At 65.4% G+C, this 21,457-nt stretch carries 20 protein-coding genes; 6 read left to right on the forward strand and 14 right to left on the reverse strand.

From position 1 onward, the window contains the following. Positions 1-9: 9 nt before the first annotated feature. On the reverse strand, positions 10-648 hold the full coding sequence (locus tag D1012_RS18740; protein ID WP_118155726.1) for a GntR family transcriptional regulator: 639 nt from the start codon (positions 646-648) through the stop codon (positions 10-12). 182 nt (positions 649-830) lie between these two features. On the opposite strand from D1012_RS18740, the gene D1012_RS18745 reads away from it, so the two are divergent. From D1012_RS18745 to D1012_RS18755, 3 genes are all read left to right on the forward strand, one after another. Then, complete coding sequence (locus tag D1012_RS18745; protein WP_118155667.1) at positions 831-1,481, forward strand: pyrimidine 5'-nucleotidase; 651 nt, start codon at positions 831-833, stop codon at positions 1,479-1,481. A gap of 79 nt (positions 1,482-1,560) precedes the next feature. After that, positions 1,561-1,830, forward strand: a complete 270-nt coding sequence (locus D1012_RS18750; protein WP_147335746.1) for a hypothetical protein — start codon at positions 1,561-1,563, stop codon at positions 1,828-1,830. A gap of 121 nt (positions 1,831-1,951) precedes the next feature. Then, positions 1,952-3,151 carry a UbiH/UbiF family hydroxylase gene (locus D1012_RS18755; RefSeq protein WP_118155669.1) on the forward strand — a complete coding sequence of 400 codons (1,200 nt, stop codon included), beginning with the start codon at positions 1,952-1,954 and terminating at the stop codon, positions 3,149-3,151. 76 nt (positions 3,152-3,227) lie between these two features. Here the strand turns inward: D1012_RS18755 and D1012_RS18760 are convergent, their stop codons facing one another. The 3 genes from D1012_RS18760 to D1012_RS18770 form a co-directional block, all read right to left on the reverse strand. Continuing rightward, a complete protein-coding gene (locus D1012_RS18760) occupies positions 3,228-4,352 on the reverse strand; it encodes an aminotransferase class V-fold PLP-dependent enzyme (RefSeq protein ID WP_118155670.1) in 1,125 nt (374 codons plus the stop codon). Positions 4,353-4,469: 117 nt separating this feature from the next. Next, on the reverse strand, positions 4,470-4,928 hold the full coding sequence (locus D1012_RS18765; protein WP_118155671.1) for an Lrp/AsnC family transcriptional regulator: 459 nt from the start codon (positions 4,926-4,928) through the stop codon (positions 4,470-4,472). Continuing rightward, entirely contained in the window at positions 4,925-5,383 is a 459-nt protein-coding gene (locus D1012_RS18770) for an Lrp/AsnC family transcriptional regulator (RefSeq protein WP_118155672.1), read from the reverse strand. Before D1012_RS18770 ends, D1012_RS18765 begins: the two co-directional genes overlap by 4 nt. A 125-nt stretch (positions 5,384-5,508) precedes the next feature. On the opposite strand from D1012_RS18770, the gene ilvC reads away from it, so the two are divergent. Then, complete coding sequence (gene ilvC, locus D1012_RS18775) at positions 5,509-6,531, forward strand: ketol-acid reductoisomerase (RefSeq protein WP_103334079.1); 1,023 nt, start codon at positions 5,509-5,511, stop codon at positions 6,529-6,531. 109 nt (positions 6,532-6,640) lie between these two features. Here ilvC and D1012_RS18780 read toward each other — a convergent pair whose 3' ends face one another. After that, positions 6,641-6,847, reverse strand: coding sequence for a hypothetical protein (locus D1012_RS18780; protein WP_118155727.1), 207 nt, complete (start codon positions 6,845-6,847; stop codon positions 6,641-6,643). 178 nt (positions 6,848-7,025) lie between these two features. Between D1012_RS18780 and D1012_RS18785 the strand changes: the two genes are divergently transcribed. Next, on the forward strand, positions 7,026-7,919 hold the full coding sequence (locus D1012_RS18785) for a DMT family transporter (protein WP_118155673.1): 894 nt from the start codon (positions 7,026-7,028) through the stop codon (positions 7,917-7,919). A 12-nt stretch (positions 7,920-7,931) separates the two neighbouring features. On the opposite strand, the gene D1012_RS18790 is transcribed toward D1012_RS18785, so the two are convergent. From D1012_RS18790 to D1012_RS18830, 9 genes are all read right to left on the reverse strand, one after another. After that, the gene (locus tag D1012_RS18790) at positions 7,932-8,558 is read right to left on the reverse strand and encodes a YdeI/OmpD-associated family protein (protein ID WP_199489564.1); all 627 of its coding nucleotides are present in this window, start codon (positions 8,556-8,558) and stop codon (positions 7,932-7,934) included. 120 nt (positions 8,559-8,678) lie between these two features. After that, entirely contained in the window at positions 8,679-10,022 is a 1,344-nt protein-coding gene (gene glmM, locus D1012_RS18795; protein ID WP_118155674.1) for a phosphoglucosamine mutase, read from the reverse strand. Further along, positions 10,019-11,050: a dihydropteroate synthase gene (gene folP, locus D1012_RS18800; protein ID WP_118155675.1), complete on the reverse strand. Its 1,032-nt coding sequence runs from the start codon at positions 11,048-11,050 to the stop codon at positions 10,019-10,021. The genes glmM and folP overlap by 4 nt, the downstream gene beginning before the upstream one ends. A 45-nt stretch (positions 11,051-11,095) precedes the next feature. Then, positions 11,096-12,004: a dihydroneopterin aldolase gene (locus D1012_RS18805; protein ID WP_118155676.1), complete on the reverse strand. Its 909-nt coding sequence runs from the start codon at positions 12,002-12,004 to the stop codon at positions 11,096-11,098. A 106-nt stretch (positions 12,005-12,110) separates the two neighbouring features. After that, entirely contained in the window at positions 12,111-12,812 is a 702-nt protein-coding gene (locus D1012_RS18810; RefSeq protein ID WP_118155677.1) for a cell wall hydrolase, read from the reverse strand. A gap of 219 nt (positions 12,813-13,031) precedes the next feature. After that, positions 13,032-15,548, reverse strand: coding sequence for a putative PEP-binding protein (locus D1012_RS18815; RefSeq protein ID WP_118155729.1), 2,517 nt, complete (start codon positions 15,546-15,548; stop codon positions 13,032-13,034). A 200-nt stretch (positions 15,549-15,748) separates the two neighbouring features. Next, complete coding sequence (gene glyS / locus D1012_RS18820) at positions 15,749-17,911, reverse strand: glycine--tRNA ligase subunit beta (RefSeq protein ID WP_118155678.1); 2,163 nt, start codon at positions 17,909-17,911, stop codon at positions 15,749-15,751. A 4-nt stretch (positions 17,912-17,915) separates the two neighbouring features. Then, complete coding sequence (locus tag D1012_RS18825) at positions 17,916-18,389, reverse strand: DUF6446 family protein (RefSeq protein ID WP_118155679.1); 474 nt, start codon at positions 18,387-18,389, stop codon at positions 17,916-17,918. After that, the gene (locus D1012_RS18830; RefSeq protein WP_118155680.1) at positions 18,386-19,354 is read right to left on the reverse strand and encodes a glycine--tRNA ligase subunit alpha; all 969 of its coding nucleotides are present in this window, start codon (positions 19,352-19,354) and stop codon (positions 18,386-18,388) included. The genes D1012_RS18825 and D1012_RS18830 overlap by 4 nt, the downstream gene beginning before the upstream one ends. Positions 19,355-19,551: 197 nt before the next feature. On the opposite strand from D1012_RS18830, the gene D1012_RS18835 reads away from it, so the two are divergent. Beyond that, a complete protein-coding gene (locus D1012_RS18835; protein ID WP_118155681.1) occupies positions 19,552-21,342 on the forward strand; it encodes a serine protease in 1,791 nt (596 codons plus the stop codon). The last annotated feature ends 115 nt before the right edge of the window (positions 21,343-21,457 follow it).

Raw genomic sequence — 21,457 nt, forward strand, 5'->3', positions numbered from 1 at the left:
TTAGAAAGCTCAGTCCTTCAGCCGCAATTCCCCGGCATCGACCCGCAGCCGCGTCTCGAATGCCCGGCTGATATGCACGCGCAGCGCCTGATAGGCCGCCTCACCATCATGCGCCTCGATCGCGGCCACGATCCGGTCATGCTCGGCAAGCGCCACCTCGCTGCGCCCCTCGGCTGCCAGCGAGGTGTTCGCCATCAGCGCCATCGACCGATGCACAAGATCCAGCTGCTGCACCAGAAACCGGTTGTGGCTGGCCAGATGGATCTGCCGGTGAAACCGCTTGTTGGCCCGGCTCAGGGCGCGCGGATCACCGGAAAGCAACCGGCTGTCATCCTCGACCATGCCGCGCAGCACCCGGATTTCCTCATCCGTGGCGTGCCGCGCCGCCAGCCTTGCGGCCAGCCCCTCCAGCTCGCTGCGCACCGCATAAAGCTCGGCCAGCTGGTTGTGGTCCAGACTGGCCACGATCAGACTGCGCCCGTCGCGCGTCAGCATCGCCTGTGTCTCCAGCCGCTGCAACGCCTCGCGCACCGGGGTGCGGCTGACACCCAGCCGCTCGGCCAGTTCCGATTCGACCAGACGATCCCCCGGCTTGTAGAGTCCCGCCTCGATCGCTTCGAGGATCAGCGTATAGGCATCCTTCTGCACCGGCACGTCCTTGTTATGTCTATGTGACAGGCAAGCTATAGCCCGGTGCCAGCCTTTGGCAAGCAGCCATGGCCGCGCACCCGGATCAGGCGGCGGATGCCTCCGGCGGGAGTATTTCAAAAGCAGCAATGCAAGGGATGCGAAGACTTGCCCGCGGCGGACTGTGGGGCTAAATCTCAACCATGGACCGATGCAGCTTTTCCCATGTCGAGACCTGGGTGTTTGATCTCGACAACACCCTGTATCCGCCGCACATGCGGCTGTTCGACCAGATCGAGCAGCGCATGACGACTTGGGTGATGCGCGCGCTTGGCGTGGATCAGGCCCGCGCCAACCATCTGCGCGGGCATTACTGGCAGCTCTACGGCACCACCCTGGCGGGGTTGATGCGCGAGCATGCCATTGATCCCGTGGGATATCTCGCCGATGTGCATGACATCGACTTTTCGGTGCTGGAGGCCGATCCGCAACTGGCCCGCCGGATCGCCGCCCTGCCGGGCCGGCGGATCGTCTATACCAATGGCGATGCGCCTTATGCGCAAAAGGTGCTGGCGGCGCGCGGATTGGCCGGGTTATTTGATGCCGTCTACGGGGTCGAGCACGCGGGCTACCTGCCCAAACCCGAGGCGGCGGCGTTCGAGACGGTGTTTGCCCTTGACGGTTTGACCCCGGCGCGGGCCGCGATGTTCGAGGATGATCCACGCAATCTGGCGGTGCCGCATGCGATGGGGCTGCGCACGATCCACATCGCGCCACAGCCGGAACCCGCGCCGCATATCCACCATCACGCAGCCGATCTGTCGGGCTTTCTGGCACTGCTGACCGAAAGCTGAGTCGCGGATGCGTCATTTTGCGCGTGGCGTGATCCGTGCGCGATGCCTATCTCTGGACCAATACACCGGAGATGCGCAGATGACCCAGACCACCCCCTCTTTCACGCGCCCATCCTTTGGCCAGCGTCTGTTGTACGGCACGCCGGTGATTGGCCGCATCGCGCGCGAGATCGCGCAGGATGTGAACAACGTGTTCTACCTGCTGGTGGTGGTGCTCACTCTGGAGATCCTGGGCTTTCTGCTCTGGGGCCCGGTGGTGTTTACCCTGACCGCGCTTGTGCTGGTGCCGCTGATGTTTGTGTTCTTTGTGGTGATCAGCTGGCCCGGCATGTCGCGGCCAAAAGTCTGACACGGCGGATCGCGGCCAAAGAGCGGAAACTGCCGCGCGCAGCCAAAGCACTGATCGGGGCATTTTGTCCCTTCGACTTCGCCGCCGCCGGGGCTATCTTGTGCCCGGACAGGAGAGCCCGATGACACGCACCAGCACCGATATTCTGATCTCTGGCGGCGGGGTCGCCGGGCTGAGCGCCGCCGCCGCCTTTGGCGCAGCCGGGTTCAGCGTGATCTGCGTTGATCCCACGCCCCCGGTTACATCAGATACCGAAGACGGCGCTGACCTGCGCACCACCGCCTTTCTGCACCCGTCGATCCCGGTGCTGCAGGCCGCAGGCCTCTGGGCGCGGCTGGAGCCCCATGCCGCCGCCCTGCAGGTGATGCGGATCATCGACGCCGGGGGCGAAGTGGCCGAACCGCGTCTGACCAAGGATTTCGACGCCGCCGATCTCAGTGATCTGCCCTTTGGCTGGAACCTGCCGAACTGGCTGCTGCGCCGCGAGATGGTGGCGCGTCTGGCCGAACTGCCAAACGTCGATTTCCGCCCCGGCACCGGCACTGCCCGGCTGCTGACCCGCACCGGCGAGGCGCTGGTCACGCTGACGGGTGGCGCGCAGATCCGCGCGCGCATGGTGATCGCGGCAGACGGGCGCAATTCTGTGGTGCGTCAGGCGCTTGGCATCCCGGTGAAAACCATGCGCTACGGGCAAAAGGCGCTGGCCTTTGCCGTCTCGCATCCGGTGCCGCATCAGAATGTCTCGACCGAGATTCACCGCTCTGGTGGTCCGTTTACGCTGGTGCCGCTGCCCGACCGTGACGGATTGCCCCGCTCGGCCGTGGTCTGGATGGAAACCGGGCCAGAGATTGCCCGGTTGCAGGCGCTGCCGGTGGCGGATTTCGAGGCCGAGATCAACACACGGTCGTGCCAGATCCTCGGGCCGCTGACACTGGCCAGCCGGTTGACGGTCTGGCCGATCATCTCCCAGATTGCCGAACGGATGGCGGGCGAGCGTTGCGCGCTGATGGCCGAGGCCGCGCATGTGGTGCCGCCGATCGGTGCGCAGGGGCTGAACATGAGCCTCGCCGATCTCACCGTGCTCCTTGATCTGGCCCGGGCCGCGCCCGACGATATCGGTTCGGCAAAGATGCTCGACGCCTATCACCGCAAACGCCACCTTGAGGTACAGGCCCGGGTGACCGGCATCGACGCGCTCAACCGCGCCTCGATGATGAGCGCGCAGCCCTTGCGCGATCTGCGGGCAACAGCGCTCAATGCGCTTTACTCCGCCGCCCCGGTGCGCAAGACGCTGATGAAGGCCGGCCTCGGCCTGCGCTGACCCGAATTTTCTGCGAAAATTCCACGCCTCAACCGGCGCACAGCTGATTTTTCGCAGAAAAATCGTGCCCCCGGCGCTACAGAACCGCCGCCACCGCCCGCTCCAGCCGCGCCACCGTGCCCGGCACGTCCTTCAGCTTGTCCAGACCGAACAGCCCGATGCGGAAGGTCTTGAACGCCTCACCCTCCCCCACCTGCAACGGCACGCCCGCCGCAATCTGCAGACCCTGCGCGCGGAACTTCGCCCCGTTCTGCACCTGCGGGTCATCGGTATAGCTCACCACCACACCGGGGGCCTGAAACCCCTCTGCCGCGACAGACCGCACACCCTTGTCCGCCAGCAGCGCCCGCACCGCACCGCCCAGCGCCCATTGCGCCGCTTTCGCCACCTCAAAGCCCATCTCGCGGGTTTCGACCATCGCATCGCGGAACCCGAGGATGGCATCGGTCGGCATGGTGGCATGATAGGCATGGCCGCCGCCCTCATAGGCCGCCATCATCGCCCGCCACTTTTTCAGATCCAGCGCAAAGCTGTTCGACGTGGTTTCCGCCAGCCGCGCCTCGGCGCGCGCAGACATCACCACCACCCCGGCAGAAGGCGAGGCTGACCAGCCCTTTTGCGGGGCCGAGATCAGCACATCCACCCCGACAGCTTCCATATCCACCCAGATACAGCCCGACGCGATGCAATCGAGCACCATCAGCGCGCCCACCTCATGCGCGGCCTCTGCCACCGCGCGGATGTAGTCGTCTGGCAGGATGATCCCGGCGCTGGTTTCGACATGCGGCGCAAACACCGCCTCGGGCCGGGTCTCGCGGATCTTCGCGCACACTTCCTCGACAGGCGGCGGGGCATAGGGCGCGCGGGCATCGTTGCCGGTCTGGCGCGCCATCACCACGCTCACCTCCTGCGCAAAGCCACCGGCGTCAAAAATCTGGCTCCAGCGATAGGAAAACCAACCGTTGCGCACCACCAGCACGCGGCCCTGCCCGAACTGCCGCGCCACCGCCTCCATCGCATAGGTGCCGCCGCCCGGCACCAGCGCCACGGCGCTGCCGTGGTAAACCTCACGCAGCATCTCTGACACATCGCGCATCACGGCCTGAAACCGCGCCGACATGTGGTTCAGACTGCGATCGGTGAACACCACCGAAAATTCTTCCAACCCCTCCGGGTCCACCGTAGCAAGCAATCCAGCCATAATCTCTCTCCCATTTGCCCCAAGCATAGGCCCCCCCGATCAAAAAGCACTCCCCCCACCACCATTTTCTGTCCAGAAATATCCCGGGGTCCGGGGCAGAGCCCCGGCGGCCAGCCGCTAGCCGAGCGGCCCCGGCCTGCGCTCTTCGGTCAACAGCACATTGGCCTCCACCGTGCCCACGCCGGGCAGGGTCATGATCCGCCGCCGCAGCACCCGTTCAAAATCGGCGATGTCGCGGGCCACCACCCGCAGGCGATAGTCGAACAAGCCCAGCACATGCTGCACCACCTGCACCTCAGGGATCGCGCTGACCACGCGCTCGAAATCTTCCAGCGGCACCCGGCCGCGCGTCGCCAGCTTCACCCCCAGAAACACCGTGACACCAAAGCCCAGTGCCGCGCGGTCCACCTCCACCCGCCGCCCGGCCAGCACGCCCGCCTCTTCCAGCCGCTTCACCCGCCGCCACGCCGCAGGCTGGCTCAAACCCAACAGCCGCCCCAGCTCTCCCGCACCCACCATACCATCGCGCGACAGAATCCGCAGAATGCCCCGGTCCAGATCATCCAGATCCATCATATCGGCAATCCTTCGGCATCCTTGATCGTGGCAATCAGCATCAGCGCCTCCAGCTCGGCAATATGCGGCAGGGTCAGGATGCGGCGGCGGTAGATCTCCTGATACTGCCCCATGTCGCGGGCGATCACCGTCAGGCGCACATCGACGCGACCCAGAAAGGTCTCGATCGTCACCACTTCCGGCACCTCACGCGCCGCCGCGATGAATTCGTCAAAGGCGCGGGGGTTGGTCTTGTCGAGGGTGAAGCGCAACGACACCTCCACCCCATACCCCAGCGCGCGCCAGTCGATCACCGCCGCTTCCGCCTTGATCACCCCGCCCTCCCGCATCCGCTCCAGCCGCCGCCACAGCGTGGCCGGCGTCACTCCGGCGCGCTCGGCCAGCACCGCCCGCTCCAGCGCAGGTTCCGCCAGATAGTGGCGCAGGATGCGGCGGTCGGCCTCGTCCAAAAGCATGATTAATTCACCATATCCAAGATCAGCGCATGAATTTTCGCAGAAAATTCGTCTGGCGTCAAACAATGCACGGCCTCACGCCAGAAACCCGCTATTGTCGCCCCATCAATCAAAGGAGAGACGCCATGCGCGTGTATTATGACCGTGACTGCGACATCAATCTGATCAAAGACAAAAAAGTCGCGATCCTCGGCTACGGCAGCCAGGGCCATGCCCACGCGCTGAACCTGCGCGACTCGGGTGCGAAAAACCTCGTCGTCGCGCTCCGCGAAGGCTCGCCCTCCGCCAAGAAAGCCGAAGGCGAAGGCCTGAAAGTCATGGGCATCGCCGAAGCCGCCGCCTGGGCCGACCTAATCATGTTCACCATGCCCGACGAGCTGCAGGCCGAAACCTACAAGAAATACGTCCACGACAACATCCGCGAAGGCGCCGCCATTGCCTTTGCCCACGGTCTGAACATCCATTTCGGCCTGATCGAGCCGAAACCCGGCGTTGACATCATCATGATGGCCCCCAAAGGCCCCGGCCACACCGTGCGTGGCGAATACACCAAAGGCGGCGGCGTGCCCTGCCTCGTGGCGGTCCACAATGACGCGACCGGCAAGGCGATGGAAATCGGCCTGTCCTATTGCTCCGGCATCGGCGGCGGCCGCTCGGGCATCATCGAGACCAACTTCCGTCAGGAATGCGAAACCGACCTGTTCGGCGAACAGGCCGTGCTGTGTGGCGGTCTGGTCGAACTGATCCGCATGGGCTTCGAGACGCTGGTCGAAGCCGGATACGAGCCGGAAATGGCTTATTTCGAGTGCCTGCACGAGGTCAAACTGATCGTCGACCTGATCTATGAAGGCGGCATCGCCAACATGAACTACTCGATCTCGAACACGGCAGAGTATGGCGAATACGTCTCCGGCCCGCGCATCCTGCCGTATGATGAGACCAAGAAGCGCATGAAAGAGGTTCTGACCGACATCCAGACCGGCAAATTCGTGCGGGACTTCATGCAGGAAAACGCTGTCGGCCAGCCGTCGTTCAAGGCAACCCGCCGCATCAACGACGAACACCAGATCGAAAAAGTCGGCGAAAAGCTGCGCGCCATGATGCCTTGGATCTCCAAAGGCAAAATGGTCGACAAGGCCCGCAACTGATCCCGATCAGCGACAGGTGCGTGCCAGCGCGCACCCTACACACCACAAAGGCCGGGGATTTTCCCCGGCCTTTTCCATCGCGTCAGGTCAAAGCGTGCGCCAACACGGCTCAGCGCAGCATCGTCCGGCGACGCTCACGCTCGGCCAGCGGCAGCAAAAACGCCACGCCGCCATATTTGCCATCCTTGGCAAGTGTCGATTTCGGCGCGTTGGGGTCGTGGCGGCGTTCTTCCACACGCGCCTTGCTGATCATGGCAAACACCAGAACGGCAAGCATGGTCAGCAGCGATAGAAACGGGATCAGGGCTCCAGTCATCGGGGTCATCCTTTCAATGTAGACCACAACCACGGGCAAGACAGCGGGCAGCGCCGCGGCGTGGCATGGGGTCAAGGCAAGGCAATCAAGGCTCTGCCCCGTCAACGCGGCCCACCCGTTTTGGTTCCCCTGACAGCCCCACTGGCGTCGGCCCGAGCCGCAGGCTACACCGCTGCCCATGACCACACCCAATCCGCCCTCGCCCACCCCCGCCGACTGGCTGTCGATCTTTGCGCTTGGCCTGATCTGGGGCGGCACATTCATGGTCATCGCCTTTGCCCTGCGTGGCTATGGTCCGGTCACGGTTGCCTGCGCCCGCACCACCTTTGGCGCGCTGACGGTGCTTGCCCTGTTGCGGCTGACCGGCCGGCACTTGCCGACATCCGCCGCCGTCTGGCGCAGCGCGGTGCCGATTGGCCTGCTCTCCACTGCGCTGCCGTTTTTCCTGCTGTCCTGGGGGCAGCAGTCGGTACCCTCGGCCTTTGCTGGGCTGTCGATGGCTGCGGTGCCGCTGTTCGTGCTGCCCCTCGCCCATCGCTATTCTGACGAACCGCTGACCCGGCGCCGCACCATCGGCTTTGCCCTCGGCTTTGCCGGGGTGCTGGCGCTGCTTGGCCCTGCTGCGGTTCAGGGCGACGCCGCAACCCTTGCGCGGCTGGCCTGCCTTGCCGCTGCGCTTTCTTATGCGGTGTCGTCGATCCTGACCCGCCGCTGCCCGCCGGTCGATCCGATGGCCCTCGCCGCCGCCACGCTGCTGGTCGGCGCGGTCGTGCTGATCCCCGCCATGCTGCTGACCGAAGGCCTGCCCGCATGGCAAGGCTTGGTGCCGGGTGTCGCGATCATCTTCCTCGGGCTGGTGCCCACGGCCTTTGCCGCCCTGCTGCGTGTAAATGTGATCCGCAGCGCGGGGTCGGGCTTCATGACGCTGACAAACTATCAGGTGCCGCTGTGGTCAATGGGTTTTGGCGTGGTGTTTCTGGGTGAAAGCCTGCCCGGCACCTTTTTCGCTGCCCTCGCGCTGATCCTTGCGGGGCTGGCGGTCAGCCAGACCGGCCGCGCGCAAAAATCCTGAAGCACCAGTCCCTTAACGTTCGGTCGCGCCCTTGCCCGCCAGAACCTTGTCGCGGAACTTTGCCACCCGTGCCACCCGCGTGGCTTCGGTCTTGGCCGAAGACAGCGCAATCGCATAGCTGCGCTGCCGCCCCGGCGTCAGGCGATGAAACGCCTCGGCATAGTCGGGGTCCGCGTCCAGCGCGGTGACCAGCGCCTCCGGCAGGTCAAGCCCGGCCTGTTCTTTCGGCGGCACGATACCCGCCTCAGCATAGCCCATCGCCTCGGCCACATAGGAACTGATCACCGGGGCCAGCGCCGCCACCTGTGCCGCATCGGTAAACCGGATCATATCGGCATGTCTGGTGTTTTCCCCCTGCCGCTCCAGCACCCCCTCGGGGTCTTTCATCAGCGCGGCGTGAAAGAAGGTCAGCCGGAAATCCTGCCGGAATGCGCCGATAATCGCCAGATTGCGCCCGGCATGCAGATAACACGGGTGGCCCCATTTCACCGTCTCGACCAGACCAGCGCCGCGCAGCAGGGCGCGCAACTGCTCCAGCCCCGCGCGCCACAGCAGCGCCGAACAATCGGTAGTGCCAAACCGCGCACAGCGCCCGCAGCCCTTGGTGAAAAAATCCTCAATTTCGGTGATCATGGCCATGGCCACCCCTCCCGCTTTGTCACTGGCCGCTGTGGGAAATCGTTAAGAATATCCTAAAAGGTGACGGTCAACCCATTGATAATATTGCACTCTGCCAAGTGTAACACAGGGGGAAGCCCCCTATACCACCGCCTCGACCGCGCCGACAATCTCATCCACCACCTGCACCAGCATCCCCTCGTCCTCGCATTCGGCCATGACCCGGATCAGCGGCTCGGTCCCGGATTTGCGGATCAGAATCCGGCCCTTGCCCGCAATCCGGGCGGTATTGGCCGCGATCACCGCCTGAACCGAGGCCTGCTCCAGCGGCGTCTTGCCCGCCGCAAAGCGCACGTTTTTCAGCATCTGCGGCACGGTGTCGAACTGCCGCACCAGCGCGCTCGCCTTGTGGCCAGTGCGGGCCATCTCGGCCAGAAACTGCAGGCCCGCGATCAGCCCGTCGCCGGTGGTGGCATAGTCGGTCATCACGATATGCCCCGACTGCTCGCCGCCCAGATTGAAGCCGCCGGCCCGCATCCGCTCGACCACATAGCGGTCGCCCACCGCCGTCCGCTCCAGCCCGATGCCCTGCCCGGTCAGAAACCGCTCCAGCCCAAGGTTCGACATCACCGTGGCCACCAGCGCCCCGCCGCGCAGCTTGCCATCCATCGCCCAGCGGGAGGCCATCATGGCCATGATCTGATCACCATCGGCAACCCGGCCCGCTTCGTCCAGGATCATCACCCGGTCGGCGTCGCCATCCAGACAGATCCCCACATCCGCCCCATGCGCCACCACCGCCTCGGCGGCGGTCTGGGTGTGGGTGGAGCCGCAGCGGTCGTTGATATTGGTGCCGTTCGGGCTGACACCCACCGGCACCACCGTCGCCCCCAACTCCCACAGCACCTCTGGCGCGGCGCGGTAGGCCGCCCCGTTGGCGCAGTCGATCACCACTTTCAGCCCATCCAGCCGCAGCCCGGCGGGAAAGGTGGTCTTGACGAATTCCTGATAGCGCCCGCGCCCATCCTCGATCCGCCGGGCGCGGCCGATGTTGGCGGCCTGCGCCAGCTGAATCTCGCCCTCCAGCAGCGCCTCGATCTCGGCCTCCGCCTCATCCGACAGTTTGAACCCGTCCGGGCCAAAGAACTTGATGCCATTGTCCTGATGCGGGTTGTGGCTGGCGGAAATCATCACCCCCAGATCGGCGCGCATGCTGCGGGTCAGAAAACCGACCGCCGGGGTCGGCACGGGACCGAGCAGCAGCACATTCATGCCGGTGCTGGTCAGCCCCGCCGTCAGCGCGTTTTCCAGCATGTAGCCCGACAGCCGGGTGTCCTTGCCAATGACCACCCGGTGCGCCGAGCCGCCATCGCGGCGAAAGAACCGGCCCGCCGCAGCACCCAGCCTCAAGGCCATTTCGGCGGTCATCGGATAGGTATTGGCGCGGCCCCGCACGCCGTCGGTTCCGAAAAGCTTGCGCGTCATGGGTTTTCCCCCTGTTTTGCGTCTGGTGTTGTCTGGGTGACGGCCTGCCACAGCGTCAGCGCCGCCCGCGTCTCGGCCACGTCATGCACGCGGATCATCTGCACCCCCTGCGCCACGCCCGCCAGCGCGACGGCGATGCTGCCCGGCATCCGCTTTGCCGCGTCGTCTTCGCCGCTCAGCGTGCCGATGAACCGCTTGCGGCTGGCCCCCAGCAGGACCGGCAGGCCAAGACTGTGAAACAGGCTCAGCCGCGCCAGCAGCGCAAGGTTATGAGGAAGCGTCTTGCCAAAGCCGATGCCGGGGTCAATCGCGATCCGGTCGCGGGCAATGCCCGCCGCCTCGGCCTCGGCCACGCGGGCGGCCAGCGCGTCATACACATCGAGCAGCACATCGTCATATTCGGGCGCATCCTGCATCCGGTCGGGAGTCAGGATCGAATGCATCAGGATCACCGGCACCCCAGCATTTGCCACCAGCCCCGCCATATCCGCATCAAACTGCAGCGCGGTCACGTCATTGACGATCCCCGCCCCGGCTTTCAACGCGGCGCGTGCCACCGCCGCCTTGCGCGTGTCAATCGACACCGCCCGCTCGATCCCCGCCGCGCGCAGCGCCGCAATCACCGGAGCCGTGCGCGCGGTTTCCTCCTCGACCGAGACCTCAACCGCGCCGGGCCGGGTGCTCTCGCCGCCGACATCCAGAATATCGGCCTGTGCCGCCATCGCGCGGGCCTGCATCATCGCGGCCTCGGGCTTCAGAAACAGACCGCCATCCGAAAAACTGTCGGGCGTGACGTTCAGAATGCCCATGAGCCGAGGCCGATCAAGGCTGAGCCCGGCAAAATCGGCGCGCGGAGAAAGCAGCGGCGACAGCAGGCTGGGCGGCGCCTCCGCTGCGGGCAGCACCACGGGCGCGCGGCCCCGCTCCAGAATTTCCACATGGGTAAAGCGGCACCAGCCCCCGGCAAGGGTCAGGGCATCACTCGGGCGGGCGGCATCCTGCAGCGGGATCGGGCGAAGGTATGTCATGCGCCCGGATTAGGCCCCAAACTGCCGGTTTGGCAAGCACATCGGTCAGCCCTGCTCGACCGGAACGCGGCTTCCCGCCGGAAGTGCAACATTCCCGTGAACGACCAGCGCCCGTGCCGCCATCTCTTCGGCAAGCCACAGCGCCAGCGCCACGGCGTCTGCCGATTTCGGGCCGTCCACCGCATCCAGCACCATCTTTGACGGGGCCCAGACCACGGTCTGCCCCCGCTTGATGGCCCAGTCGATCTCGGTCCGCGTCGCCACCACCACACAGCGCGGGTCGCGCGCGGCAAGGGTCCAGGCGTTTTGCTCGATCGCCAGCAGGTCAATCCGGCGCTGCGTCGGGCGGTGCCCGGTCTGCGGGCGTGGGCCATCGGGCAGGCCCACGGTCACGATCAGCGGCGCACCGCGCGCGAGCAATCCGTCCAGCCGCGCTGACAGATCGCCCGTCGCCAGTGTGGCATTGTCCAGATGCACCACCAGCGGATGCACCGCTGATTCCAGCCCGTCCTGTCCCACCACCCGCAGCGGCACCTCGGCGCGGCTGCGCACAATCTCGACCCCCAGCTTGTAGGGGCCAATATCCAGCTTTTCGATCCGCACAAACGCCCGCATCGCCTGCGGCTCGGCCAGAATCCGCTCTGCCACCCGTTCGGCAAGCGTTTCCAGCAGGTTCAGCCGTTCGGCCGCCAGTTCATGCGCGATGGCCCAGGTGATCCGGTCATAGGACAGGATCCGGTCCACATCATCATTCAGCGGTGCGCTGACCGGGGCCACCTCAACCACCACGTTGAACATGACGCGCTGTTTGTGGCCGCGTTCCTGCTGGAACGCGCCGATATCCACCTCGACCACATGATCGCGCAGCGAAATCCGGTCACGCGGGTCGGCACTGGCCGAGGCCTGGCTGCGCTCTTCCGGATGGGCAAAGGCGAGGCGGATGTCGCTGGTCATATGGCCCCCCAATGGCCCAAAAGGATCGGGGGCAGGTTACACCCTACCCCCGCATCCGATAGCCCTATGCCGACATCAGGCGCAAGGCCCGCGACATGGTGTCAGCTCAGGCACCGGGCTGGCGGTAGAACAGATGGGCCCCGATGGCCGCCGTGCGCGGAAAGCGGTGCGCCCAACGCGGGTTCACCGCGCGGGTGTGAAAATGCGTGGCCCCGGCGGTCAGCCCGCGCGGTGCGCCGTTCAGCATGATCGCCGCAATCCGGCCGGCTTTGTCGGCGGCCTGACGGTCGCGCATCACATCGCTGTTGCCGTCGCAGACATAGCTGAACTGGCATCCGCCGCCGCCGCCTTGCTGCACCACACCACAGACCGAACTGGGATATTCGCGGCTTTCGACCCGGTTCAGGATCACCTCGGCCACGGCGAACTGGCCTTTCAGGCTTTCGCCGCGCGCCTCGAAATACAGCGCCTGCTGCAGGCATTGCCATTGCGCATCGCCTTTGGGGGCCGGCTGCGCGGCAAGGAAAGAGTCTTCATAGCGGATCAGCACGGGCTGCGCGGGTTCGACCGACTTGGCCGCAGCGCCCGTCTGCTTCACCGGCTTTGCCGGTCCGGTCGCCAGCGCCGCCAGACGATCCTGCGGCACCGCGCCCACCGTCGCATGTTCTGCCCCCATGAGAGAGGCGATCTGTTCAGCCATGCCCAGATCCGGGCTGTTGGACTGGCTCACCGTCACATCGGCGAAGGCCGCTCCACCCGTGGCACTGACTGCCACCGCAGCCGAGGCCAAGATTTGTCGCAAGCGCATTGTCTTGTGTTCCGTTCTGTTGCCTGAAGCTGCACGCCCCCGTGAACATCACGGAACCGTGCAACAGCCGCCGGGCATAAAGCAGAGAACGGGGTTGAGTCTACCTATGTATCAAAAATGCAACGCTTTCGCGTCACTTATCGGCGGAATTTCGCGCACAACTTAAGAGATCAGATGAGGAAAGCCGCGCAGCCACATGATATTGTGTCTTTTTTCCGTTTATCCACAACGATCCTTGAGTGCCAGATGGGCCGCCGCCAACCGTGCCAGGGGAACACGATACGGTGAACAGGACACATAATCGAACCCGGCCTTGCGGCAAAAGGCGATTGATTCGGGGTTGCCGCCATGTTCACCACAGATCGAAACCGTCAGATCTGCCCGCGTCTTGCGCCCGCGCTCTGCCCCGATAAGCAGCAATTCCCCCACGCCATCCACATCCAGAATGTGGAACGGATCTTCGGGGAACACGCCCTGCTGCACATAGGTGTTCATGAACCGCCCGGCATCGTCGCGCGACAGGCCATAGGTCATCTGGGTCAGGTCATTGGTGCCGAAGGACAAGAATGCCGCATGTTGTGCGATCTCGCCCGCACGCAGCGCGGCGCGCGGGGTTTCCACCATCACCCCCAGTTTATAGGCAAAATCCCGCCCCGCCTTGACCCGCACCGCCGCCGCGACAGCATCAACGCGGGTTTTCACCAGCTCCACCTCGCGCCGGGCGCTGACCAGCGGGATCATGATCTCCGGCACCACAGCCGCGCCACGCCGCGCCACCTCGACCGTGGCCTCAAAGATCGCCTGCGCCTGCATGTCGTAGATCTCGGGCAGGACCACCCCCAGCCGCACGCCGCGCATGCCCAGCATCGGGTTGAACTCGGTCAGCGCCTCGGCCCGCCGCGTCACCTCTGACAGCGGCTTGTCCAGCGCCTCGGCCAGCTCGCGCAGACCCTCCCGGCTGTGCGGCAGGAATTCATGCAAGGGCGGGTCGAACAGACGGATGCAGACCGGCAACCCGGCCATGATTTCAAACAGTTGCACAAAATCGGCACGCTGCATCGGGAGCAGACGCGCCAGCGAGGCCGCGCGGTCCTCCGATGTATCGGCAAAGATCATCTCGCGCATCGCGACCAGACGATCCTCCTCGAAAAACATGTGCTCGGTCCGGCACAGCCCGATGCCCTGCGCCGCAAACTGCCGCGCGGTGGCGGCATCGGCAGGGGTGTCGGCATTGGCGCGCACGCCAATATCGCGGAACTCATCGGCCCAGCCCAACAGGGTCTGGAAATGGCTGTCCAGCGCCGGGGCCAGCATATCGACCGCACCGGCCAGCACCTGCCCGGTGGTGCCATCGACCGTGATCACATCGCCTTCGCCAAAGCTGCGGCCATTGGCCTGAACGCGCTTGTTCTTGGCATCTAAGCGAAGATCGGCCCCGACCACGCAAGGCAGCCCCAACCCGCGTGCAATCACCGCCGCATGGCTGGTCACGCCGCCGCGTTCGGTCAGCACGCCCGCCGCCGAATGCATGCCGCGGATGTCTTCGGGCGCGGTCTCGCGCCGCACCAGAATGCAAGGCTCGCCCCGCGCCGCACTGGCCTGTGCCGCATGGCTGGAAAACACGATCCGCCCCACCGCCGCCCCCGGACTGGCGGCAATGCCGCGCGCAATCACATCGCGGGTGCCGCGCGGATCGACCTGCGGGTGCAGCAGTTCCGTCAAGGCGCGCGGTTCCACCCGCAGCACCGCCTCTTCACGCGGAATCACCCCGTCGGTCGCCAGCGCCACCGCAATGCGCAGCCCCGCGCGGGCCGAGCGTTGAACCCGCACCGCATCCAGCACCGCCAGACGGCCATCCTCGATGGTGAACTCGATCTGCATTTCCTCACGCAGGCGCGCCCGGCAAGCGGTGCCGTGGCGGATCAGATCGGCGACCAGACCGGGCGCGATATCCTCCAGCGAGGGGCCGCGCGCATCATGGGTCAGAAACATCGCCTGGGGCGCTTTCAGCGCATCACGGCCCTGCCCTTGGCCCAGATAGCGGCCGGTCACCTGCGGCTCACCCGTCACCGGATCGACAAACTGCACCACGCCCGAGCCGGAAATCCCCTGCCCCAGCCCCTGCGCCATCGCCTGCACCACCAGCCCCAGCGGCGCATCCACCGGCGCGCCCTTGGCCTGCCGCAAGAGCCGCGCCGTCGTGCCCTCCCAGGCGCGGGCCATCGAGCGCAGCACTTCCGAGAGCTGCCGCGCCGGGTCTTGCGGAAATTCCTCATCCATTTCCGTGGCATAGACCTGCAACGCCGCCGTCACCGCCTCGGGCGAGGGCGCAGTTGCGGCAAACATATCCGGGTCCAGCCGCGCGACATGGGTGGCATAGGATTGCACAAAGCGCAGATAGATCGCATCCGCCGCCTGCTGGCCATGCCGGGCCGCCAGCTCGCGATGCCGCTCCGCGTTCAGCCCGATGTTGAGCACGGTCGCAGGCCCGCCCCAATCGGGATTTTCAGGCGAAGGCCGGACCGAGATCAGCGGGGCCGCGCCGAAATGCGCAAGGATCGCCGCACAATCCACCGGCGTACCTGCCGCAATCGCCCGCACCGTCAGCGCCGGCAGCGCCACGGTCTGCGGCACCGGCAGCTCCAGCCGCACCAGCCGTTGCAGACACTTTGCCCGCCAGCCATGCGCCGCCCGGTCAATGCGGGCGGTCGGCGTGACTTCGGCAAAGGCGACCATGGGGTCGCTGGCAATCGTGGCGGCATCAAGTTTCTGCACTGCGGCATTCCTTCTTCTGCGCCGACACTACACCGATTCCGGGGTCAGGCAAGCGCCTCTCGGATCAAGGGTGCGCGGCGTGCCGATGTGGAAAAGGGGGGCTTCCGCCCCCCTCGTCGCTTCGCTCCTCACCCCCTGAGGATATTTGTCGACAGAAAATGTCAGCCGTCGAGTTTGGTCAGGTCGGCCACCGACAGGCAGATGGTGCGGATCCGGTGCAACAGGTTCAAGCGGTTACGGCGCACGATCTGGTTGTCAGAGTTGATCTGGGTCGCGGTGAAAAAGGCGTCGATCGGCGCGCGCAAGGTGGCCATCGCCTGCATGGCCTGCGCAAAGTCCTCGGCCTTCATCGCCGGGGAGATGGTCTGTTCCGCTGCGTCGAGGGCCGCGAACAGCGCGCGTTCCTCATCGGTCTCGGCGAATTTCGGGTCAGCGCCGAAGGAGTATTCCACGCCGTCCTTTTGCTCCGCCTGGGTCAGAATGTTGCTGGCGCGCTTATAGCCCTGCACGAGGTTGGCCCCGTCTTCGGTCTGCAGCGTGGCCTGCAATGCGGTGGCGCGCTTGACCAGCAGGGTCAGGTCATCATTGCCGGGCATGGCGAGGCATGCGTCGATCACATCGTGACGGATGCCCTGGTCTTTGAGGAAGACTTTGAGGCGGTCGTGGAAGAAGGCGAGGAGGTCCATTGCGATCGCGCCACTTTCACTTTCGAAAGATGCGCGCGTGGCATTCATGTCGATGGGGCTGTCCGGATCAAAGGTACTATCAAGCGCTCCACTTCGGAATTTATCCCAAAGATTACGCTGTATTTGAGCACCCAAGATGTTGGCGAGTCCACCCCGTACCCCATTCCCCAACACCAACCTCAACACCCCCAACGCCGCGCGACGCAGCGCAAACGGGTCTTTTGACCCTGTGGGTTTCTCGTCAATCGCCCAGAAGCCGGTCAGCGTGTCGATCTTGTCGGCCAGTGCGACCGCGACCGAGACCGGGTCGGTCGGCACAGCGTCTGACGGCCCCAGCGGCGAATAGTGGTCGCGGGCGGCGTTCGCCACCGCGTCCACTTCGCCGGCCTCGCGGGCGTAGTACATGCCCATCAGCCCCTGCAATTCGGGGAACTCGCCGACCATCGCCGAGCGCAGGTCGAGCTTTGCCAGCTTGGCCGCGCGTTCCGCCACATCGGCATCGGCCCCGACCATCGGCGCGATTTCGCGCGCCAGTGCCGCGATGCGGGCAATCCGGTCGGCCTGTGAACCAAGTTTGTTGTGGAAGGTGACCGCTTTCAGCCCCTCTTCCCACTCACCCATCCCCGCCTTCGCAACGCGCAGGTCATTCTCCCAGAAGAATTTCGCATCCGACAGCCGGGCGGCCAGAACCTTCTGGTTGCCCTTCAGGATCGTCTCGCCATGGTCGGCGGTGACGGTGTTGGCGACGGTCACAAACCCCTCGATCCGGCCCGTCTTCGGGTTGCGGACGGAAAAGAACTTCTGATGCTCCTTCATCGAGGTCTGCAGGACTTCCGCAGGCAGGCCAAGGAAATCATCGGCAATGCGGCCCATCAGCGGCACCGGCCATTCGACCAGCCCCGCCACTTCCGTGAGCAAGCCCTTGTCCTCGACCAGCTCCATCCCGGCGGCAAAGGCCAGGGTCTGCGCCTCGGCCCAGATCGCCGCTTCGCGTTCGGCAGAGTCCAGAATGACATGGGCGCGCTTGAGCTTTGCCGCGTAATCCTCGAAAGACGTTACAGAAAACGCCCCCGGCGACAGGAAGCGGTGGCCGCGTGTGGTGTTGCCCGACACGATGCCGTCAACGGTCAATGGCACCACCTCGGCGCCACCCTCATCGGACATGAGGCACAGGATGGAATGCAGCGGCCGCACCCAGCGCAAAGACCCGTTGCCCCAGCGCATCGACTTTGGCCACGGGAAAGTGCGGATCGTGGCTTCCAGCACTTCGGCGATAATCTCCGGCGCTTTGCGGCCCGGTTTCTCGATCACCGCAAAGTAGACCTCGCCCTTTTTGTCGGCGCGCTTTTCTAAGCGATCCAGCGTGAGGCCGGTGGAGCGCAAAAACCCCTCCACCGCCGCCGGAGGAGCGGAGACATTCGGCCCCTTGCGTTCCTCGCGCACGGCGCGGCTTTCCGCACTCAGCCCTTCTACCGCAAGGGTCAACCGGCGCGGGGTCGAAAACGCCCCGGCAGAGGCATAGGTCAGCCCCGCCTCGACCAGACCATCGGTCACCAGTTTTTGCAGGTCAACGCGAGCGCGGGCCTGCATGCGGGCGGGGATTTCCTCGGAAAACAGCTCGATCAGCAGATCAGACATCGGATCAATCCTCGGCAGCGGGGTTCAACTGATGCCAGGCAAAGGCCCGGCCATCGGGAAAGACGGCGACCACACGGTCGATATCGGCGGCAACGCCCGCTTGCGACAGAAAGGCAAGCGCCTCGCCCCGCTCCAGCGCGGTGCCGATTTCCACAGCGTCAAAGCAGTCAAACCAGCCGGGCGCGACCAACGGTGTAGCGCCGTCATAGGCGACATAGGTTTCCGACAACATCGCCTGCGTCATCGGCGTGGTGAAACAGGCGCGGAACCGCAGCGGGCTGCTGTCGGCGTCAATGCCGGTGACGCCTTCGGCCAGGATCGGCTCGGGCTGACCGGATTCAATCGTGGTCAGGGTGATTTCCTGCCCCGGGGTGAAGCTGACCGGCGCGTAGAACGCGTATTCCTGCTGATACCAGACCCCTACTCCGGCCAAAATTGCTGATATCACGATCGCCCCCGCTGCTATCTTGCCGTTCATGCCACCGCCTCGGCCGCATCCGCGCCCGCTTCGGTCTGGCGGAAGGCATCGGCGCATTTCTTCGCCAGCGCCCGCACCCGCCCGATATAGGCCTGCCGCTCGGTGACAGAGATCACGCCGCGCGCGTCAAGCAGGTTGAACAGATGGCTGGCCTTGATGCACTGGTCATAGGCCGGATGCGCCATGATGATGCGCTTGCCGGTTTTCGGGTCGTCGGGGGCAAAGGCCAGCAGACGGTCACATTCCGCCTCGGCATCCTCGAAATGGCGCAAGAGCTGCGCGGTGTCGGCGCCGTCGAAGTTGTGGCGCGAGTATTCCTCTTCGGTCTGGCGGAAGATGTCGCCATAGCTCAGCGGGATCGGCGCTGCGGGGTCGTTGAACGGCATCGTCATCACATGGTCGATGCCCAGCACATACATCGCCAGACGTTCCAGCCCGTAAGTCAGCTCTCCGCTGACCGGGCGGCAGTCATGGCCGCCGACCTGCTGGAAATAGGTGAACTGGCTCACCTCCATGCCATCGCACCACACTTCCCAGCCCAGACCCCAGGCACCCAGCGTGGGGGATTCCCAGTCATCCTCGACAAAGCGGATGTCATGCAGGGCGGGGTCAAGGCCGATGGCGCGCAACGAGCCCAGATACAGCTCCTGCAGGTCCGGCGGCGAGGGTTTGATGATCACCTGATACTGGTAATAATGCTGCAACCGGTTCGGGTTTTCGCCATAGCGCCCGTCGGTCGGCCGGCGTGAGGGCTGAACGTAAGCCGCAGCCCAGGGCTTTGTGCCCAGCGACCGCAGCGTGGTGGCCGGGTGAAAGGTGCCCGCCCCCACCTCCATGTCATAGGGTTGCAGGATCGCGCAGCCTTTGGCCGCCCAATAGGACTGCAACCGCAGGATAATCTCCTGAAAGGAGCGTGGTGCCGTGATCGTCGCCGGTTCCGCGCCTGCGCGCTGACTGTCTGACATGATGGTGACCCCTTTGGGCACGTAAAACCCTTGAAATGCCCGGCTGTCATAGGCAAGAGGCTCGGCAGGGTCAATGCGCCGCCGCGTGCCTGTTTGGCGCAGGCGGTGGTGCGGGGGCCGGTGCTGTGGGGAAACCCCGTGCCAGAGTCAAAGGTGTGCCGTCCGGGTGGCGGAGTGTGGGAAGCGGAAGGAACGGAATGCTGCGCGCAGGATTTGGGCTTTGGACGGTGGCGGTGATGCTTTGGGCCGGGATGGCTGCCGCACAACAACAATCCTGGGTGCAGGTCGAAGCCCAGCCGACCCTGGCCGAGGCCGAGGTCCGCGCCAGCGCCTATGCCTCTGCCTTTCCCGATGTCGAGGGCTATGAGCTGGGCTCGCGCTGGTATGGCATCGCCCTTGGCCCCTATACCCCGGAACAGGCCGCGCAGCGGCTGGCCGACCTGCGTCGCGAAAACCTGATCCCGCGCGACAGCTATGTGACCGATGGCACCAACTTCCGCGCCCGGTTCTGGCCTGTGGGCGCGCAGCCAGCCGCCCCGCTTGCGCCGCTGGCCACCCCGCTTGCCCCGGATGCGCCGGTCGAGGTGACACCGCTTGCCCCCGAGGCAACGGTTGAGGTCGCACCCGAACCCATGCCCGAAGTCATTGCCGAACCGGCTGAGGAAACCCCGGCCGAAGCCCGCCGCTCCGAAGCAGAGCTGACCCGCCCAGAACGCGAAGACCTGCAACGCGCCCTGCAATGGGAGGGCTTTTACACCGCAGGCATCGACGGTGCGTTCGGCCCCGGCACCCGCACGTCGATGGCCGCCTGGCAGAGCGCGATGGGGGCAGAGCCGACCGGCATCCTGACCAGCCGCCAGCGCGCCACTCTGTTCGCCAACTGGCAGGCCGATATCGCCGAGTATGGCTTTGAAACCGTGTCCGAAACCGAATCCGGGATCGAGATCACCCTGCCGCTTGGTCTGGTGCAGTTTGACCATTACGAGCCGCCCTTTGTGCATTTCGCGCCCAAGGCAGAGGGCGGGCTGAAGGTGATCCTGATCTCACAACCGGGCGACAAGGCCGCGCTTTATGGCCTGTATGACATCCTGCAAAGCCTGACCCTCATCCCCACCGATGGTGAGCGCAGCCGGGGCGAGCGGTCGTTCGAGATCAACGGCAGCTCTGCCACCCGCCAAAGCTATGCCTTTGCCGAAACCCGCGCCGGGCTGGTCAAAGGCTATATTCTGGTCTGGTCGCCGGATCAGGTCGATCAGGCGGGACGGGTGCTGGGGATGATGCAATCCAGCTTCCGCGCGGTCGGCAACCGCGCCCTTGATCCCGGCATGGTGCCGATGAGTGACGCCACCCGCCGCGGCCTGCTGGCGGGGCTGGAACTGCGCCGCCCGATCCTGTCGCGCTCGGGGTTCTATGTTGACCCCACCGGGCGCGTGCTGACCGCTGCCGCCGCTGTGGCGCAATGTGGCCGCATCACGCTGGATGGCGTGACCGAGGCGACGGTCAGCTTTACCGACGCGGCCACCGGCCTTGCCCTGCTGACCCCGAAAACCCCGCTCGCCCCGCCCGCCTTTGCCGGGTTCCAGACCCAGACCGACCGTATCGGGTCAGAAGTGGCCGTTGCGGGCTATTCCTATGAAGATGCGCTGCCCGCCCCAGTCATCACCTTTGGCCTGCTGGAGGATGTGCAGGGGCTGAACGGCGAGCAAGGCGTGAAACGGCTGGGCATCACCACCCTGCCCGGCGATGTCGGCGGGCCGGTGCTGGATGGCACCGGGGCGGTGCTGGGCATGCTGTTGCCCCGCGCCACCGATCCGGCCCGGGTGCTGCCCGAAGGCGTGGAATTCGCGGCCTCTGGTGCCGTGCTGCGGCAGATGCTGGACGGTCAGGGCATTGCCACCACCGAGTCCAAGGCCAATGGTGCGATGGCCCCCGAAGACCTGACCCGCAAGGCGACCGGCATGACCGTGCTGGTCAGCTGCTGGGAATAAGGCGCATACCGGCAGGGGGAGCGCACCGGTCAGGCGCTGCAGGGGGGCCAGCCCCCCGTCGCTTCGCTCCTCCCCCCGGGATATTTGTCGACAGAAAATAGCCGGGGGTGGTGAC

The sequence above is a fragment of the Pseudotabrizicola alkalilacus genome (assembly GCF_003443995.1).
In the GTDB taxonomy this organism is placed as follows: Bacteria; Pseudomonadota; Alphaproteobacteria; order Rhodobacterales; family Rhodobacteraceae; genus Pseudotabrizicola; species Pseudotabrizicola alkalilacus.